General features: G+C 68.4%; 13 protein-coding genes and 1 pseudogene. 5 read left to right on the forward strand and 9 right to left on the reverse strand.

Going from position 1 to position 18,139, the window contains the following annotated elements; all coding sequences use genetic code 11:
- Window positions 1-2: 2 nt before the first annotated feature.
- The 6 genes from A6I89_RS10985 to A6I89_RS11010 form a co-directional block, all read right to left on the reverse strand.
- Window positions 3-1,136 (reverse strand): thiolase family protein, encoded by a 1,134-nt coding sequence (locus A6I89_RS10985; RefSeq protein WP_022598592.1) that lies wholly within the window; start codon window positions 1,134-1,136, stop codon window positions 3-5.
- A 142-nt stretch (window positions 1,137-1,278) separates the two neighbouring features.
- Window positions 1,279-2,469, reverse strand: a complete 1,191-nt coding sequence (locus A6I89_RS10990; protein ID WP_044991515.1) for a CaiB/BaiF CoA transferase family protein — start codon at window positions 2,467-2,469, stop codon at window positions 1,279-1,281.
- 170 nt (window positions 2,470-2,639) lie between these two features.
- Complete coding sequence (locus A6I89_RS10995; RefSeq protein ID WP_022598595.1) at window positions 2,640-3,524, reverse strand: LysR family transcriptional regulator; 885 nt, start codon at window positions 3,522-3,524, stop codon at window positions 2,640-2,642.
- A gap of 42 nt (window positions 3,525-3,566) precedes the next feature.
- Window positions 3,567-4,325: an SDR family oxidoreductase gene (locus tag A6I89_RS11000; protein WP_022598601.1), complete on the reverse strand. Its 759-nt coding sequence runs from the start codon at window positions 4,323-4,325 to the stop codon at window positions 3,567-3,569.
- Window positions 4,322-5,401 (reverse strand): phosphotransferase family protein, encoded by a 1,080-nt coding sequence (locus A6I89_RS11005; RefSeq protein ID WP_022598603.1) that lies wholly within the window; start codon window positions 5,399-5,401, stop codon window positions 4,322-4,324. The genes A6I89_RS11000 and A6I89_RS11005 overlap by 4 nt, the downstream gene beginning before the upstream one ends.
- On the reverse strand, window positions 5,398-6,630 hold the full coding sequence (locus tag A6I89_RS11010; protein ID WP_022598604.1) for an acyl-CoA dehydrogenase family protein: 1,233 nt from the start codon (window positions 6,628-6,630) through the stop codon (window positions 5,398-5,400). Before A6I89_RS11010 ends, A6I89_RS11005 begins: the two co-directional genes overlap by 4 nt.
- Before the next feature lie 91 nt (window positions 6,631-6,721).
- On the opposite strand from A6I89_RS11010, the gene A6I89_RS11015 reads away from it, so the two are divergent.
- Window positions 6,722-7,327, forward strand: coding sequence for a TetR/AcrR family transcriptional regulator (locus tag A6I89_RS11015; RefSeq protein WP_022598606.1), 606 nt, complete (start codon window positions 6,722-6,724; stop codon window positions 7,325-7,327).
- Here A6I89_RS11015 and A6I89_RS11020 read toward each other — a convergent pair.
- Together A6I89_RS11020 and A6I89_RS11025 are read right to left on the reverse strand one after the other, a co-directional pair.
- Window positions 7,324-8,906, reverse strand: a pseudogene (locus A6I89_RS11020) (hypothetical protein). The gene A6I89_RS11015 and the pseudogene A6I89_RS11020 overlap by 4 nt on opposite strands.
- 139 nt (window positions 8,907-9,045) lie before the next feature.
- On the reverse strand, window positions 9,046-11,190 hold the full coding sequence (locus tag A6I89_RS11025; protein ID WP_044991495.1) for a transglycosylase domain-containing protein: 2,145 nt from the start codon (window positions 11,188-11,190) through the stop codon (window positions 9,046-9,048).
- A 197-nt stretch (window positions 11,191-11,387) separates the two neighbouring features.
- Between A6I89_RS11025 and A6I89_RS11030 the strand changes: the two genes are divergently transcribed.
- The 4 genes from A6I89_RS11030 to A6I89_RS11045 all read left to right on the forward strand — a co-directional run bounded on the left by A6I89_RS11030 (window position 11,388) and on the right by A6I89_RS11045 (window position 15,602).
- The gene (locus tag A6I89_RS11030; RefSeq protein ID WP_013417646.1) at window positions 11,388-11,783 is read left to right on the forward strand and encodes a GntR family transcriptional regulator; all 396 of its coding nucleotides are present in this window, start codon (window positions 11,388-11,390) and stop codon (window positions 11,781-11,783) included.
- Entirely contained in the window at window positions 11,780-12,640 is an 861-nt protein-coding gene (locus tag A6I89_RS11035; RefSeq protein ID WP_005516725.1) for an ABC transporter ATP-binding protein, read from the forward strand. Before A6I89_RS11030 ends, A6I89_RS11035 begins: the two co-directional genes overlap by 4 nt.
- Window positions 12,637-13,689, forward strand: coding sequence for an ABC transporter protein (locus A6I89_RS11040; protein WP_022598612.1), 1,053 nt, complete (start codon window positions 12,637-12,639; stop codon window positions 13,687-13,689). Before A6I89_RS11035 ends, A6I89_RS11040 begins: the two co-directional genes overlap by 4 nt.
- 368 nt (window positions 13,690-14,057) lie before the next feature.
- The gene (locus tag A6I89_RS11045) at window positions 14,058-15,602 is read left to right on the forward strand and encodes an MFS transporter (protein ID WP_005516723.1); all 1,545 of its coding nucleotides are present in this window, start codon (window positions 14,058-14,060) and stop codon (window positions 15,600-15,602) included.
- A 32-nt stretch (window positions 15,603-15,634) separates the two neighbouring features.
- On the opposite strand, the gene A6I89_RS11050 is transcribed toward A6I89_RS11045, so the two are convergent.
- The gene (locus A6I89_RS11050; RefSeq protein WP_049910677.1) at window positions 15,635-17,920 is read right to left on the reverse strand and encodes a transglycosylase domain-containing protein; all 2,286 of its coding nucleotides are present in this window, start codon (window positions 17,918-17,920) and stop codon (window positions 15,635-15,637) included.
- Between the last annotated feature and the right edge of the window lie 219 nt (window positions 17,921-18,139).

Consider the following 18,139-nt stretch of genomic DNA (forward strand, 5'->3'; position numbering starts at 1 on the left):
CGTCAGAGCAGCTCGAAGATCGTGGCGTTGGCCATGCCGCCGCCCTCACACATCGTCTGCAATCCGTATCGGATGTCGTTGTCCCGCATGTGATTGATCAAGCGTGCCGTCAGGACGGCACCGGATGCGCCGAGTGGATGCCCGAGGGCGATCGCACCCCCGGCCGGGTTCACCAAGGCCGGATCGGCGCCGGTTTCGGCTATCCAGGCGAGGGGAATCGGGGCGAAGGCCTCGTTGACCTCGAAGGCGCCGATGTCGGCGATCGCCAGGCCCGAGCGCTCGAGCACCTTCGCGGTGGCCGGTATCGGGCCGGTCAGCATGATCACGGGATCGTCGCCGACGGTCACGGCGGTGTGGATCCGCGCAATCGGCTTCAAGCCCAGCTTCCGTGCGTGCTCGCTGGTCGTCACCAACAGCGCGCCCGCACCGTCCGAGATCTGCGAGGCGTTGCCGGCGTGGATGACTCCGTCGGCCCGGAAGGGCGTCTTCAGACTCGCGAGAGTGTCCGCGGTGGTGCCGATCCGGATGCCCTCGTCCGCCGAAGCTGCGCCGGGTACGGGGACGATCTGCGAGTCGAAAGCGCCGGACTTGGCTGCCTGGGCGGCCTTTTCGTGCGAGTGAGCCGCATACTCGTCCAGTCGGCGGCGAGGAAGGTCCCACTGCGCCGCGATCATCTCGGCCCCGAGCCCCTGGTTGAACGTGTCCACGGCGAAGCGGTCCAGGACCGTCTGCCCGAAGGGAAATCCGGATTGCCGGCTGGTGCCCATGGGTACGCGGGACATCGATTCGACACCGCCGGCGACCGCGACGTCGTAGTGGCCGGCGATCACCCCGGCAGCCGCGAAGTGCAGCGCCTGCTGGCTCGATCCGCACTGACGGTCGACGGTCGTCGCGGGGACGGAGACCGGCCACCCTGCGGCGAGCACTCCACTGCGGCCGATGTTGTTGGCCTGGTCTCCGACCTGGCCCACGCAACCCCACACCACGTCGTCGACGAGGCCAGGGTCGATTCCCGTACGCTCCGGCAGAGCCCTCAGCACATGCGCGGACAGGTCCGCGGGGTGCACCCCTGCCAGAGAACCGTTGCGCTTTCCGATGGGTGTTCGTACCGCATCGACGATGACTGCGTCCCGCACTGCTTGCTCCTTCGTGCTGCTTGATTCGTCTCTGACTCAAACCAATCAGGTCCACACGTGCCGTACAAAGACGTAACTGCGATGCGACCCATCGGATGGGGTTATGGGCGCCGTGACAGCCCGCCCACGGGGATGTCCGCGGTCAGAGTTCCCGCCGGAGAACGCCGGCCTGCTCCATCGAATCAAGCTCCGCAGCACTGTATCCGGCCTCGGTGGCCACCGAGTGCGAGTGCTCACCCAGGCGCGGCACTCTTCGCACACTACGGTCGGGGTCCGCGCCCAATCGGAAGGGAAGCCTCACGACGTCGAACGACGAACCGTCGAAATGCTCTCCACTCGTGAACATCTCACCCGCTACGACATCTTCCGAGGCACGAACCTGGTCGTAGGTCCGGACGGCTCCGACGACGAGTCCGTTGGTCGAGAGAAGTTGCACGCATTCTTCGCTCGTGCGCCCGCTCAGTGCGCTGGACAGCTCCCGGAGCAGCTCGTCGCGGTGAGCAACTCGCGCGTCGTTGTCGACGAACCGCGGGTCGGTGGAGAGCTCCGGGCGCCCGAGTACCTCGCACAGACGCGGCCAGTGGTGCGCGGAGTAGCCGGACAGAACGATGTGGCCGTCCGCCGTCTCGATCAGATCGGCGGCCGGGGCGACACCCGGCTGGGCGTTTCCGCGCCGGCGGGGTGCCGTCCCTGTGATCGAGTGCCCGGTCCAGTCGGAAGACTGCAGGTGCAGCGCGACCTCGAGCAGCGACACCTCGACCGTTGCCACCCGCCCGAACCGTTCCCGGTCGAGAAGCGCGGCCAGGACGGCCTCCGTGAGGACATGTGCTGCAGCGGCATCCACGATGGTCGTACCCACCTTAAGCGGGGGCCCGTCGGCGGTTCCGGTGATGGACATCAGACCACTCTCGGCTTGTGCCGCGATGTCCAGACCGGGACGGTTGCGGGAGGGGCCGCGCAGTCCGAACCCGCTGACCGTCGCATAGATGATCCGCGGGTTCAGTTCCCGGGCCCGTTCCGGTCCGAGGCCGAGCGCCGACATCGCACCGGGACGCATGTTCTGGATGAGCACGTCCGCGTCGGCGATCAGGCGTTCGGCGAGCTCCAGGCCGCGTGGGTCCTTGAGGTCCACCGCGATCGAACGCTTTCCCCGGTTGTAGGCGCGAAGAATGGCCTCACCGAACGACGTGCCGGTGCGAACCCAGTCACCCTGTAGCGGTTCCACCTTGATCACGTCGGCACCGAGGTCCACCAGGGCCTGCGATGCGCCGGGCGCGGCGACGAACTGGCCGAAGTCGAGTACACGGATTCCCTCGAGTGGGCTGTGGATCATGATCGTCCGATCTGTCGACGAAGGGGAGTCGAGAAGGCGACACGCATCGCGCGGCGACTCCGCCGCGCGCCGGTGCCGATGCACCATGCGGGGCTCCTCGTTCGACGACCCTACGATCGAACAGCTCATAGGTATAGACCCAGTTGCCCGATACGAAGTATCGGATCTGCTTATAACTTCGGCGTTGATTCACGTATCAGAGCCACGAACGAACTCGCCGAGGGCGACAGGTCTTCCGAGCGGAAATAGAAGGCGTGGGCGGTTGGTATGTCTGCGTCCAACGGTCTCACGACCGCCCCCAACCGCTCCGCGATCTCCGCCTCTGTGCCGTGGAGAAGGGTGCCTCCGACGCCGGCGAGGATCAGGGGGATCAGCATGTGGCGGTGCGCGGTCTCCAGCACCGGGACGACGCTACCCAGTCCCTGGGCGGCGAGCAGCCGGTTCAGGTGCGAGCGTCCGATCGCGCCTGGCGACGGCGCGGTGATGAGATCGTGCGAGACGAACTCGTCCAGCCGCAGAGGGCGTTCGGCGAGGCGAGTTCCGGGTGGGAACACCGCCACGAGCGGTCGTTCCCCGAGGGGGATCTCGGCAAAGCCCGTCGCCGCCGGCGGGTGCTCCGCGAGCAGCAGTTCGATCTCGCCTCTCGCAAGCGCGTCGAAACCGCGGGCACCGGGCTGCACGTTCCGAATACGAATCGTTACACCGGGGTGACGGGCCCGATGTAGCCGGACCAGGTCGACGAGCGGGTCCACCGCGAGATTGACAGCACTGCCGACGTCGAGTTCCCCCGAACGAAGCTCGGAGATCTCCTTGATTGCCCAGTGGGCGGCGTCCATCGCACGCAGCGCCGCCCGGGCAGGTCCGACGAGCGCCCGACCACTCGACGTGGGGCTCATGCCACGTCCCCGGGTGAACAGCGTGCAGTCGAGTTCCCGCTCGAGTTCCTGGACGGTCTGGGACACCGACGGCTGGCTCAGTCCCAGCCGCCGAGCGGCGGCCGAGATCGAGCCCTCGTCCACGACGGAAAGAAAGTGCACGAGATGGCGCTTGTCCATGGAAGAAGGTTTACATCCTCCACCCGCTCAGTTCCAGCGGATCTACGCCATCTTGGAGACCACCGACAGCGGCAGCACCTTCATCGCCATCGACACCGGAAGCCACGGCCACGCCGGGACGTACGCCTTGTGTGGTTCCTTCTCGATGGCGGCGGCGAGAGCACGGCAGCCGGTCTCGGTGTCGACGATGAACGGCACCTTCTTCACCTTCTCGTTGATCTCCGAACGGATGAAGCCGGGGAAGATGGTGCTGACGTCGATGCCGGTCTTTGCGAGGTCCGCGCGCATGCCCTCGCCGAGCGCCGCGACCCCGGCCTTCGACGCCGCGTACGTGGTGAGGTTGCGGGGCATGCCGCGCATCGCACTCACCGACGAGATCAGTACCACGTGACCGGCGTTGCGCGGGCGGAACAACTCGAGCGCCGCCTCGCTCTGCGCGAGTGCACCGAGGAAGTTCGTGCGTGCCGTCTGCACGTTCGCGCGAAAGTAGCCGGTGCCCAACGGTTGTCCCTTGCCGAGGCCGGCGTTGACGATTACCCGGTCCAGGCCGCCGAGTTCATCGTCGAACTCCCGGAACACGCCGAACACCTCGTCGGGGACGTCGACGTCGAGCTTTCTGATCGCGACCGTGATCTGCGGGTGCGCCGCGAGCAGTTCGCCGCGCAGCTCCTCGAGCCGTTCGGTGCGCCGGGCTGCGAGCGCGAGATTGCGCCCGCGGGCGGCGAATTCACGAGCCATGCCGCGTCCGAGGCCGGAGCTGGCGCCGGTGATGAGAATGTTCCTGCGAGGCGTGCGGCTCACTGGTTGCCCTCCGTGTCGATCAGTTCGTTGCAGCGGGTGTCGAGGTACCCGACGGCGATCCAGAAGTGCTCGAACGCCGGGTTGGTGGTCTGCCTGTGATGGAAGCGGTAGTAGATCTGTTGTGCGATCACCGCCAGCCGGAACAGTCCGAACACCTCGTAGAAGCGCCAGTTGTCTATCGGCAGACCCGTTCGCTCGCCGTAGTATTCGACGATCTCGCGGCGAGTGAGCATGCCCGGCAGATCCGACGGCTGACGCTTGGTGGCCAGCATCATCGGGTGATCGTCGGCCTGCACCCAGTAGGCCAGGCTCGACCCGAGATCCATGAGCGGGTCGCCGACGGTGGCGAGTTCCCAGTCCAGCACGGCGCGTGGCCGCAGGTCGTCACCGAGGACGACGTTGTCGAGCCGGAAGTCGCCGTGGATCATCGACGACGCAACGTCGGCGGGCTGGTTGTCCGCCAGCCATCCCGTCACCCGCGCGAAGTCCGGGACGTTGTCGGTGCGGGCAGCCGCGTAGCGCTTGGTCCATCCCGCAACCTGTCGTTCGACGTAGCCTGCGCCGCGCCCGAATTCGTCGAGTCCCGACGCCGCCGGATCCACTCCGTGCAGCTCGATGAGGAGATCGACCACTCGCAGGCACAGCTCGCGGGTGTTCTCGGGAGTGAGGCCGAGGTCGTCCGGGGGAGCGGAGCGCAGGATCGTGCCGTCGACGCGTTCCATCACGTAGAAGTCGCTGCCCAGCACCGCCGGATCGGTGCACAGGCCCACCATCGCCGGCACGTGTGGATACACCGGCGCGAGCAGCGACTGGATGCGGAACTCGCGGGCCATGTCGTGCCCCGACGACGGCTTGGCGCCGGCCGGAGGCCGGCGCAGCACCAGGTCGCGGTCCGGGTAGCGCAGCAGGTAGGTCAGGTTGGACGCCCCGCCGGCGAACTGGCGGACCTCGGGAACACCTTCGAAGTTTCCGGAAGCGTTGTCGCGCAGCCACCGGTCGACGGCTGCGACGTCGAACGCGTCCTCGTCGCGCACCGCGCGCGCGTTGTCGGGAAGCTCCGACGGACCGGCCGTCACTGGTACTTGCCCAACTCGAAACGGGCCACCAGGCCCTGGTGCACCTCGTCGGGGCCGTCGGCCAGCCGCAGCGCCCGCGCGGCCGTCCATGCGCCGGCGAGCGGGAAGTCGTCGGACAGGCCACCACCGCCGTGGATCTGGATCGCGAAGTCGATCACTCGCTCCGCGACGCGGGGCGCGGCCACCTTGATCTCTGACACCGCCGACCGGGCACCGGCGATGCCCTGGGTGTCGAGCAGCCACGCGGTGTGCAGCACGAGCAGGCGCAACTGGTTGATGGCGATGCGGGCGTCGGCGACGCGTTCGCGGTTGCCGCCCAAGTTGATCAGCGGTTTACCGAACGCGAGGCGCTCGGTGCCGCGGCGGATCGCCAGCTCGAGCGCGGCCTCCGCGAGACCGACCAGACGCATGCAGTGATGCACCCGGCCCGGCCCGAGCCGACCCTGTGCAATCTCGAAGCCGCGTCCGGGACCGGCGATGATCGCGTCGAGTGGAAGCCGCACGTCGGTGAACGACACCTCGCCGTGCCCACCGGGCTCGTCGTAGAAGCCCATCGTTGAGAGCATCCGCTCGACCTTCACGCCGGGGGTGTCCATCGGGACCAGCACCATCGAATGTCGTTGGTACTTGTGTGCTTCCGGGTCGGTGAGGCCCATGAAGATGAGGATCTTGCAGTCCGGGCTGCCGATGCCGGTGCTCCACCACTTGCGCCCGTTCAACACCACCTCGTCGCCCTCGACGACCGCGGTGGCGGCCATGTTGGTGGCATCGGACGACGCGACCCCGGGTTCGGTCATACAGAACGCCGAGCGAATCTCGCCGTCCAGCAGCGGCTTCAGCCACCGCTCCTTCTGCGCGGCGCTGCCGTAGTGGTAGAGCACCTCCATGTTGCCGGTGTCCGGTGCGTCGCAGTTGAACACCGAGGCCACGAAGGGGGAGCGGCCCATCTCCTCGGCGAGCGGCGCATATTCGACGTTGCTCAGGCCGGCACCGAGTTCGGCGTCGGGCAGGAAGAGATTCCACAGACCCTGGTCCCTGGCCTTCGCCTGCAACGCGCGGAACTCGTCGGGCACCTGCCACATCTCGGCACCGGAGACGTCGGCCCGCTGCGCGAACGGTTCGACCCGCGCGGCCCGCAGTCGAGCCTCGACGGGAGCGACCTCGGTCGCGATGAACTCACGCAGTCGGTCGAGGTACTCCTGCGACCGCGCGCTCGGGGCGAAATCCATGCTGCCTCCGTCACGTCGACTAACTGAGCATTGCTCAGTTAACCTAGACGTAGACTTGCCCCGCAATCAAGAACCTGGACGGTGTCATCTCGTGTCGATCGAAACCGCGGCCCCCCGGCGGCGACTCCCGCCCGAGGAGCGTAAGCGGCAACTCGTCGCGATCGGCCTGCAGGAACTGTCCACCCGCCCCATCCACGCGCTGTCGATCGACCAGGTGGCCGAGAAGGCCGGGATCTCCCGCGGCCTGCTGTTCCGGTACTTCCCGACCAAGCAGGACTACTACGTCGCGGTCGTCGGCGCGGCCGCCCGGAGGCTGCTGCGGGCCGCGGCGCCGGACGCGGCCGCCCCCACCGACGATCAACTGCGGGCCGTCGTGCACGCCTTCGTCTCGTTCATCGACCGGCACGGCGACAACTACCAGTCGTTCTTCCACGGCGGCTTCGGCGCCGACCCGCAGATCCAGGAGATCCGCGAGAACATGAAGAACACCATGGTCGAGCGCACCCTCGCGGCCACCGGCACCGAACCGACCCCGGCCGTCCGAATGCTGCTGCGGGCGTGGTGGTCGATGGTCGAGAGCCTCGCGATCGACCGCACCACCGATCCGGTCTTCACCGTCGACGACGTCGTCGAGCATGCTCTCGCCGCGCTTCCGGTGGCCGCCGACGCCACCTCGGGACCCGACGTCTGCTCCTAGCGCACCACCAGATCGGTGTCGGTGGCGCTCAGGGTGATCGGCGCGATCCGCTCGCCGCGCATCCAGTCCCGGACGAACGCGTCGAGCACCGCGTCGGCGCCGCGCGCGTCGAACACCGCCTGCGGGATCTCGATCGCCCCGACGAGATGCCTGGGCTGCGCGTCGAGTCCGGCCCCGCGCGGCGCGAACCGCAGACCGTCGGCAGTGTGCAGCAGCACCGGGACAGCGGTGCCGTCGGGTGTGGTCACGACAGCGTTCCGTGTCGTGGCCGCGGGATCGAAGTGGTCGATGGACAGCCGCTAGCCGGACGGCCCGGCATGCAGTCCGGCCTGGTCGAGCAGGCGCGGATCGACCACCGAGTACGGCAGGCCGACGTCGAGCAGGAACGCGCCGTCGACGAGCGTGTCCCGGGCCGGGAGCGATGCCGACAGGTTCCACGGGGCGGGCGGCGCCAGGCTCTCCGCGGACCGGTCGTGCGGCGAGTTCTCCAGCGGCGTACCGGGCAGGTCGACGCCGGTCGCGGTGAACTCCCACGACCCGGCGTTCAGGGCCTTGTGCCAGAAGCCCGCCGTCCCCCCGCGACGCCCCGCGACACGCAACTCTCGGGCGCCCGGGCCGACGCCGGTCGAGTGCACGCTGATCGCCGACGTGATCTCGCCGGGAATCTTCGGTTGGTGCACCCAGTCCTGTGCGGGTAACCGGATCGCCGCGTAGTCGCGGTTCAGCAACTCCGCGAACAGGTTCGGCGCCGACGGCTTGCCGTCCTGGCTGTCCCAGCTGTAGCGGAAGAACACCGAATCCGAGCCCGCGGCGTCGAAATCGAAATTGCGCGTGTACATATCGCCGAACTCGTTGACCACGAACGTCGTCGAGCCCGCCGCGACAGCGCCACCGACCGGAACCGCCCGCCGAGCGGTCCGCCGATCTCGTAGCTGTCGTCGTTGGGCAGCCACGGGTCCGCGTACGTGATGCGACTGCCGTCCCCGGTGAGCGACGGGACCATCGTCATCTTGCCGAGGCCGACGTGATGGATGCGGCCGTCTGCGTCCACGTACGTCTGGTTGTCCCACGGCGACGACACGCTCAGCGCCCACCTGCCGGGGTCGGGACCGGCGACGCGTTGGCCCGTGCCCGCCCACAGCGGGGCGCCGAACGCCGACGTCCAGTTCCACAGCAACGGCGAGTGGGACACGTTGTCGAGCGTGTACATCCAGCCGTCGCCGTCGATCGCGACCAGTTCGTCGTCGTCGACCGAGATCCCCACGAGGACCCCTCGAAGGCAGTCCGGCAGCGGCGCGTATCGCCACGATTCGACGTTCTCGCCGCCGCCCGTCCGCGGCCGGGTGAGCAGGGCGCCGTCGACGAGGGCGAAATCCCAGAACCTGTTGAACTGCGTGGTCTGCGTCCGCAACTCGACCGACGCGGGGGCGGCGACACCGACGGCCTCCGGAAGCAGCCCGAGCCCGTCCCGTCCGCCCGTCGACGGCGCTCCCGGCGGGAGCTGAGCGGTTCCGAACGGCACGCAGGCCGCGGGGGCGGAGGCGCCGGCCGAGGGAGCCGCGGTCACGAGCGTCGTCACCGCGGCCGCACAGGCGAGCGCCCCGAGGAGACGGCTCCGGCCCGGGGTCGGGCATCTGTCGCGATCGCTCACGCGATCCAATATCCCCCAGAACCCCCCGGCCGGAGCAATACTCGCTACGAACGTGACCCGCACCCCGCTATCCGGGCAGAGTGATCTTCACGCCCGGCAGGATCTCGATGACCCGCGGTGCGGGCGGCGGGGGCAACTGTGGTGCGGGCGCCGCGGGCGGAGCCGCCGGGGCAGCGGGGGCAGCAGCCGACGAACTGGCGGGACTAGACCCGGAGCCGACGCCGGTGTAGGCCGGGACACCGGCCTGACCACCGATCGGGGCGGGCCACGGGAACTTCTCGACCGGGGCGTCCTCGAGTGCGCCGTCCATCGTCTTCTTCCAGATGTCCGACGGCAGGCCGGAGCCGTACACAGGGCCACCCCAGCTGTTCTCGATCGCCTGGGCGTCGGCGGTGCCGACCCACACCGCGGTGGACAGTTGCGGCGTGTAGCCCACCATCCACGCGTCCTTGTTCTTCCCGGTGTCGCCGAGCTGCGCGGTGCCGGTCTTCGACGCCGACGGCCGTCCCCCGGCAAGTCCGTGACTGCGCGAGTACGCGGCGATCGGCAGCATCGCCTGCGAAACGTTGTCGGCCACGGCCGCGTCCAGCCGGCGCTCGCCCTCGGACGCGGGCCGGTCGAGCAGCACCACCCCGTCGGCAGTCACGACCTTCTGCACGAAGTAGGGCTTGTGGTACATGCCCGACGCGGCCAGCGTCGCGTAGGCCGAGGCCATGTCGATCGGCCGGGTCAGATACTGCCCCAGCACGATTCCGTTCTCCGGCGACCCACCCTCCTGCGTGAGCGTGGGGTACTGCCACCCCGGAACGGTTTCCGGGATGCCCGCCTGGTGCGCCGCGTCGGCGATCTTCTGAGCACCGTCGTCCATCGACAACGTCAACCGGTAGAAGCTGGTGTTGAGCGAACGCTTGAGAGCCTCGGCGATGGTGCACTTGCCGCACGACTCGCCCTCGACGTTGTTGATCGTCACGCCGTAGACCGACAGCGGGGAGCTGTCGTAGGTCTGGGACAGCGGAATGTCCTGCTGGAGCGCGGCGACCAGGCCGAACACCTTGAACGACGATCCGGTCTGCAGGCCCGCCTGCGCGAAGTCGAAGCCCTTGCCGTCGTCGCCGCCGTAGTACGCGCGGACCGCGCCGGACTTCGGGTCGATCGAGACGACCGCGGTACGCAGGTTCTCCGGCTCGCCGTCGAACGTGTCGGCCACGGCCTCGAGCGCCGCCTGCTGGGCGGTGGGATCGATCGTCGTCGTGATCTGCAGACCCTCGGTGTTGAGATCCTGTTCGCTCACCCCGGATTCGGCCAGCTCGCGCAGGACCTGGGCCCGGATCAGGCCCTCCGGTCCGGGCGCGGCACCGGAGTCGGCGTTGGGCGCGGTGGGCAGCGCGTCGGGGAACACCATCGACTGCCGTTCGGTGGGCGCCAGCGCGGACATCGTCACCATGCCGTCGAGGACGTAGTTCCAGCGCGCCTGCAGCGCTTCCGGATCGGTCGTCGGGTCGAGGCTCGACGGGCTCTGGATCACCGCCGCGAGCACGGCCCCTTCCGCGACCGTGATGTCGGCCAGCGGCTTGCCGAAGTACGCGGTGGCGGCGGCCGAGATGCCGTAGGCGCCGCGGCCGAAGTAGATGGTGTTGAGGTAGGCGGCCAGGATCTCGTCCTTGGACCACTCGCGCGCCATCTTCGAAGAGATGACCAGTTCCTTCATCTTGCGGGTCACCGACCGCTCCGAGCCCACCAGCGTGTTCTTGACGTACTGCTGGGTGATGGTCGACCCGCCGCCCGCGCTGTCGCGGCCGAGCACGTTGTCCCGGGCGGCGCGCGCGAAGCCGGAGACCGAGAAACCCGGATTGGTGTAGAAGTCGCGGTCCTCGGCCGACAGCACCGCGTTACGGACGTGCCCGGGAATCTGGTCGATCGTGACCTCGGTGCGGTTGCCCTCGGGCGGCACCACGCGGGCGATTTCGGTGCCGTCGGACGCGAGGATCGTCGAGACCTGGTTGGTGACCATGTCGCTGGGCCGCGGAACGTCGGCGTTCTTGTACGCGACGCCGAACGCCACCAGGGGCGTGGCGATCAGCAGCAGGACGACGACGAGGCTCACGTAGAGGGCGATCCGGCGGCCCTTCCGACGCGGTTTGCGGCTGCGGGCCTTGGGCGCCGGGTCGGCCGTATGCCGACCACCGGCACCACCGGTATTGGTTGAATTCACAATCGAACTTCCGTCTCAATCAGTGCACTGCTCACGAATTTTCGCACTGCTCAGCGGCTTCGAGCCGCATTTGCTGCGACACGCAGCAGCCACCGCGCAGTGTCCCGATGCCTCCCCGGACGCCCCCAACAGGTTGACAGCGTGGGCCCGTGCATGCAACCTCTATTCCACTAATGTTGTAGTGAAATGGAGATTCGATGGTGGAGTTCCACATCAACCGTCGCTCCGGGATCCCCGCGTACGTGCAGCTCGTCCTGCAGGTCAAACAGGCTTTGCGCCTCGGCGACCTGAAGACCGGCGATCAGCTGCCCACGGCGAAGGAGGTGGTCGGGGCCGTGACCGTCAACCCGAACACCGTGCTCAAGGCCTACCGGGAACTCGAGAGCGAGGGACTGGTGGAGGCGCGGCCGGGCCTGGGGACGTTCGTGACCCAGTCGCTGGCCAAGCCGGGCATGGCCGAGCGGGACGCCCTGCAGTCCGCACTCGCCGACTGGGCCCGCCAGGGCGCGGCGGCCGGTCTGGACCGCTCGGATCTCGAGGCGCTCGTCGCGGCGGCATTGGACAACGAATTCGGTGGAGAGGTGGACAGATGAGCGAGGCGACGACCGCAGCGCTGACGATGCGTGACGTACACAAGCGGTTTCGCCGCACGGAGGCGTTGAACGGTTGTTCGTTCGAGGTCGAGCGCGGCAGCATCACCGCACTCGTCGGGGCCAACGGCGCCGGCAAGTCGACGCTCATGTCGATCGCGGTCGGGCTGCTCGAGGCCGACTCCGGTGAGGTGACCGTCCTCGGCCGCCGGCCCGACCGGCGGGGAATCTGCCCCGGACTCGCCTACGTCGCGCAGCACAAGCCGCTGTATCGAGGATTCTCCGTCGCGGACATACTGCTGTTCGGCGAGAAGACCAACACCACGTGGGACCGTGACTACGCCTCGCGACTGGTGGCCGAGGCGCAGATCCCGCTCTCCGCGCGCGTGAAGACGCTGTCTCCGGGCCATCGCGCCCGCGTCGCCCTCGCGGTGGCACTCGGGCGGCGGCCCGACGTCCTCCTGCTCGACGAGCCGCTCGCGGAACTCGACCCGGTCGCGCGGCGCTCCGTGGTGCGCACCCTGATGGAGGACGCCGCCGAGCGGGGCACCACCATCGTGCTGTCGTCGCACGTGCTGTCCGAGGTCGCCGAGATCGCCGACCGGCTGATCATTCTCGGCGCCGGACGTGTCCGCCTGTCGGGCGCACTCGACGACCTGCTCGACGAGCATTACCTGCTCCGCGGCGCCGGTGACCCGCACGGCGTCGTCGGCACCGGCGCGATCGTCGAGTCGCACCAGCGCACCCACCTGGTTCGAGGCCCGCGCCCCGCCGTCTCCGACGGCTGGCACACGGAGCCTCCGAACCTCGACGACATCGTCCTGGCCTACCTGACCACGACCGACGAAGAGGCAGCATGATCTGGGTTACGTGGCGGCAGTTCCGGACGACGATCCTGGCCGCGGTCGGGGGAATCCTGACGCTGGCAGCGATCGCGCTGATCTGCGGGACGATCGTGCGGCAACGCACCGGACAGCGGTCCGCGGTGACGGCCGACTACGTGGACGAGAGCACGTTCGAGTGGCTGGTCGCGGCGAGCCTGGTTTCGATCGGAGTGCTGGCCGCACTGCTGCCCGTCGCGCTCGGGGTCCTCGTCGGTGTCACGGTGTTCTCCCGGGACATCGAACGCGGAACCCATGTCCTGGGCCTGTCCCAGTCGGTGAGCCGCGCCCGTTGGTACGGATCTCGGATCCTCGTCGTGTTCGTTCCGGTTTCTATCGCGATGGCCGTCCTGGGGGCGGCGCTCGAGTGGACACGCACCGCCGATGCCCTCTGGCACTACGGCTACCTGTCGCGCGCCACCTGGAGCGGGCACTCCAGTCTCACCTTCCCCCTCTTCCAGTCGGGTGCTCTCACCGCAGGCACCTACACGGCGCTGGCGCTCGTCCTCGGCAGCCTCGCCGCCCTGCTGCTGCGCAACACCCTCGGTTCGATGGTCGTGACCCTCGTCGCGGTGTCGGCCTTCATGCTCGGGTTCCAGTTCGGCGCGCGACCGCACTACGCGAGCCCCGTGGTCGAGGCACGGCCACTCGATGCGCAGTACCGGGTCGCCTACACCTCGGACCAAGGATCGGTCTGGCAGTTGAGCGAGGGGTACGTCGACGCGCAGGGCCGTCGCGTCGAGTTCGACTACCGCAAGTGCAACCAGATCGGCGAGAACCTCGAGTGGAGTCAGCGTCCGGACGAGACCTTGGCCGACTACGAGGCGCGTGAGGCGACGATGATCGCCACACAGGACCGCGAGTTCGAGGCCTGCCAGCGGGCGCAGGGACTCGACCATTACGAGGTCCGCTACCACCCGGACAGCCTGTTCCGCCGATTCCAGGTCACCGAAGCGTCCCTCGCACTGGGGCTCTCACTTCTGTTGATCATTCCCTCGATGTGGGCGGTGCGCAGGCTGCGCCCCTGACAGCCGGTCCGGTCACCGATCAAACGCTCGACGTCGACTGCGGCGTCGAGCGTTTGACGTTCCACACCCTTTCGACAATCCCGGCAAACCGCCCACGCGGAATCACTTGTGGCACCCAGGCGCTCAATAGCCCTGCAAGAAAACCGAATTCGCCGGGTAGGGCAACTCTCCGATTCCGGCCACAAATGTCCCACTGAACGGGCATGTGACTGGCGTCACGCTTTTGCGATCAGTGTGATGTGAGAGCGCCGTCGGCCGACCGAAGGTGCCACGGCGGGAACCTGCGCACCCGCCATCTCCGGAGATCTCACAGGGCCCGAAAACATCTGGTCCCGTTGCTTATCGGTGTCTGAAAGGATTCCACGGAAATGGTCACCACCCCGACCGGCGGCCCCGCGCCGTCGCCCACCGACCCCTCGGGTCGGAACGCCGAGGAAGGCTGGAGCCCTCGGCTCGCCCTCTCACTGCTCTCGATCGTGCTTCTGCTCGAGCTACTCGCCGTCAGCTACATGATGATCTCGACGGCCCTGCCGGCCATCTCCATGCACTACCAAACCACTCAGGGCGCGTGGCTGCTCACCGCATTCCTGCTGGTGGGCGCCATGGCGGCACCGCTGATCGGCAAGCTCGCCGACATGTACGGCAAGCGCAAGATGCTGCTGGCCTGCGTCGGTATCTCACTCGTCGGCTCGTTCCTGTCGGCCATCGCGTCGTCGTACGCGATGATGATCGCCGGACGCTGCCTGGCCGGCCTGATGGTGCCGACCCTGTTCCTGAGCTACTCGCTGATCCGGGACGTCTTCCCGAAGAAGACCGTTGCGCTCGCCGTCAGCATCGCGACCAGCGGCATGGGCCTGATCGCGATCGCCGCGCCGTTCCTGACGGGCTGGCTGCTCGACGGCTACGGCTTCCGTTCCATCTTCTGGTTCTTCGTCATCTGCCTCGCCGTGCTCGGCGGGTTGATCCAGCTCACGACGCCCGAGTCGAACGTGCGCCTGCGCTCGCGGATCGACCTCGTCGGCGCGATCCTGCTCGGCGGCGGCATCGCGGGCATCCTCATCGCGGTGAGCTTCGGTCCCTCGTGGGGCTGGACCGACGGCGGCACTCTCGCATACCTCATCGGCGGCATCGTGCTGCTGATCGGCTGGGTGGTGTCCGCGAAGATGATCGCGGAACCGCTCATCGACCTCGACGTACTCGGCAAGCGTCCCGTGCTGCTCACCACGATCAGCGCCGGCGTGGTCTACGGGTCGTCGGGCCTGTTCACCATCCTGCTGCCGATGATGGTCATGACCCCGGCCCTGTTCGGCCTGGGCTACGGCTTCGGCGTCGACGCGGAGGGCTTCGCGCTGTACCAGGTTCCGATCGGCGGCGCCGTGGTCCTCGGTGGTCTGCTCGTCGGCATCCTGGTCGGCCGCAACATGCGTCCGCGGCCTCTGCTGGTGACCGGCCTGCTGCTCAACGCCGTCGCATTCGCCCTGATCGCGCAGACCCACGACGCCAAGGGCATCGTCATGATCATCTGTGCGATCTTCGGTTTCGGCATGGGCATGGGCTACGCGTCGATCCCGAACCTGCTGATCGAGGCCGTGCCGCCGCAGCTGCAGGCCAGCTCCGCCTCGATGGTCGGTGTCTCGCAGTCGGTGTTCCCGGCGATCCTGCCGGTGGTCGCGTTCGCGGTGATGAACAACTCGCACATCGTCCAGTTCCCGCCGGAGATCCAGGCGACGCTGCAGGGCGCGGTCTTCTACGACAACGCCGGATTCCAGGTGGCCTTCTGGATCGGCGCGGTCTTCGCGCTCGTCGGCGCAGTGGTCGCCTTCCTGCTGCCGCGCAACATCGCCCAGGTCGAGGTTCCCGCCTCGATGACGGGCCGGACCACGGACGGCGACGAACTCGTCGCCGCCGGCTGACGATCACCGATCGTCTACGTGTCGAGTGGAATTCAGCCCGGTAGGGGAATGGTGACCCCCGGGAGGATCTGAATCCCCGGCGCCGGTGCGGGGGCCGGTGCCGGGGGAGCGGGAGCAGGCGCCTGCGGTACGGGGGCGGGAGCCTGCTCCCGCTGCTGTTGTTGCGGCGCAGGCGCATTCCACTGTTCCTGGGGTGCGGTCTGCTGTTGCGGGGCGGGCGCCTGCTGGACCGGAGCCTGCGGATAGGTCTGCACAGGAGGCGTCCACGCGGGCGCCTCCTGTTGCTGCGTCTGCACCGGACGCTGTCGGGTCGGCGCCGACTCCGAGTACTGCTGCTCGGTGGTGGTCGATCCCCCTGTCGCCGGTGCCCGACTCTGCTGGCCCCCGGACTGCGGCGCGGGCTGCGTGTTCTGGAACTGCTCGTTCGACGTGCCGTTCAAGGCCCCGTCCATCGTCTCCTTCCAGATGTCCGACGGCAGCCCGGCGCCGTAGATCGCCCCGCCCCAACTGGTTTCGATGGCCTTTCCGTCGGCGGTCCCGACCCACACCGCGGTGGACAGCGACGGCGTGAAACCGACCATCCAGGCGTCCTTGTTCTCGCCGGTGTCACCCAACTGCGTGGTCCCGGTCTTGGCGGCCGACGCCCGTCCGCCGGCCAGCCCGTGGTTACGCGAGTACCCGGCGATCGGCACCATCGCCTGCGTGACAGCATCGGCGATCGCCGGATCCAACCGCTGCTCACCGTCGTTCGGTTCCCGATCGAGCAGCACCCGCCCCTCCGCGTCCACCACCTTCTGCACCAGATACGGCTCGTGGAACCTGCCCGACGCCGCGAGCGTCGCATACGCCGACGCCATGTCGATGGGCCGGGTCTGATACTGCCCCAGAACGATTCCGGTCTCGGGTGGACCACCGGCCTGGGTGAGCGTCTCGTGCTCGAGGCCCGGGATCTGCTTCGGGATGCCCGCCTGGTGGGCGGCGTCGGCGATCTTCCGCGCGCCGTCCTCCATCGACAGCGTCAGCCGGTAGTAGCTGGTGTTCAACGAACGTTTGAGGGCCTCGGCGAGGCTGCACGTCCCGCACGTCTCGCCCTCCACGTTCTCGACGGTGAGGCCGCCGACCGTGAGCGGGGCACTGCTGTACTGCGCGCTGAGCGGGATCTTGTCCTGCAGCGCCGCGATGGCCGCGAACACCTTGAACGACGACCCGGTCTGCAGCGGTGCCTGCGCGAAGTCGTACCCGGTGCCGTCCGCACCGCCGTAGTAGGCGCGGATCGCCCCCGACCTCGGATCGATCGACACCACCGACGCTCGCAGCTGGTCCGGCTGCTTGCTCAGGGTGCGGTCGACGGCCTCGACGGCCGCCTGCTGGGCCTTTGCGTCGATCGTCGTGGTGATCTGCAATCCGCCGGTGTTCAGATCCTGCTCGCTGACCCCCGCCGCCTCGAGTTCCGCGGCCACCCGCGTCCGGATCAGGCCCTCCGGACCGGGGGCGACGTCGTCGGGGTTCGGGGGAGCGACGGGCAGGACCTCGGGGAACTGGGTGGCGGCCCGTTCGGTGGCCGCGAGGACCCCCATCTCGACCATGCCGTCGAGCACGTAGTTCCAGCGCTCACGCAACGCGTCCGGGTCGGTCGCCGGGTCGAGCAGTGACGGACTCTGGATCACGGAGGCCAGCACGGCGCCCTCCGCGAGCGTCAACTCCTCGACCGGCTTGTCGAAGAACGCGCGTGAGCCCTGCGCGATGCCGTACGCGTTGCGGCCGAAATAGATGGTGTTGAGGTAGGCGCCGAGGATCTCGTCCTTGGACCACTGCCGGGCCATCTTCGCCGACACCACCAGCTCCCGCGCCTTGCGGACCACGTTGCGATCCGTGCCGACCAGAGCGTTCTTCACGTACTGCTGCGTGATCGTCGATCCGCCGCCCGCGCTCTCCCGGCCCAGGACGTTGTCGCGGCCGGCCCGCAGGAAGCCCGAGATCGAGTATCCGGGGTTGGAGTAGAAGTTGCGGTCCTCCGCCGAGAGGACAGCGTTGCGGACGTACCCGGGCACCGCGTCGAGCGGCACCTCCGTCCGGTTGCCCTCCGGCGGCACCACCTTCGCGACGACACTGGTGCCGTCGGACGCGAGGATCGTCGCCACCTGCGCCGGACGCATCTCCGACGGGCTCGGTACGTCCGCCAGCACGTACGCGACGCCGAACAGGATCAACGGAACGATCACGACGGCGGCGGCGATACGCAGCACCGTACGACGGCGGGATCGCGGCGCTGGTCGCCGCTCGGGCTTCTCGGGTGTCGGGTTGCTCGTGGAATTCACGCGCACTGCTTCCGGTCCGAAATCGGCGATCCGGCCGCGCCCTCGCACCGGGGGTGGGTCGGATCCGGTCGTCCTCCGATCGTCGCACCTCGAGGTCACGAGAGCATGTGATTGGTCGAGGTGCGAGGACGGACCCGGCATACCCGACGTCCCACTCGCCCCTCGCGTTTTGCGCACTTGTCGCGAGTTCCGGAGCGAATTACGCGCGATAAGTGCGCA

Origin of the sequence: Prescottella equi (assembly GCF_002094305.1) — a bacterium.
Classification (GTDB): domain Bacteria; phylum Actinomycetota; class Actinomycetes; order Mycobacteriales; family Mycobacteriaceae; genus Prescottella; species Prescottella equi.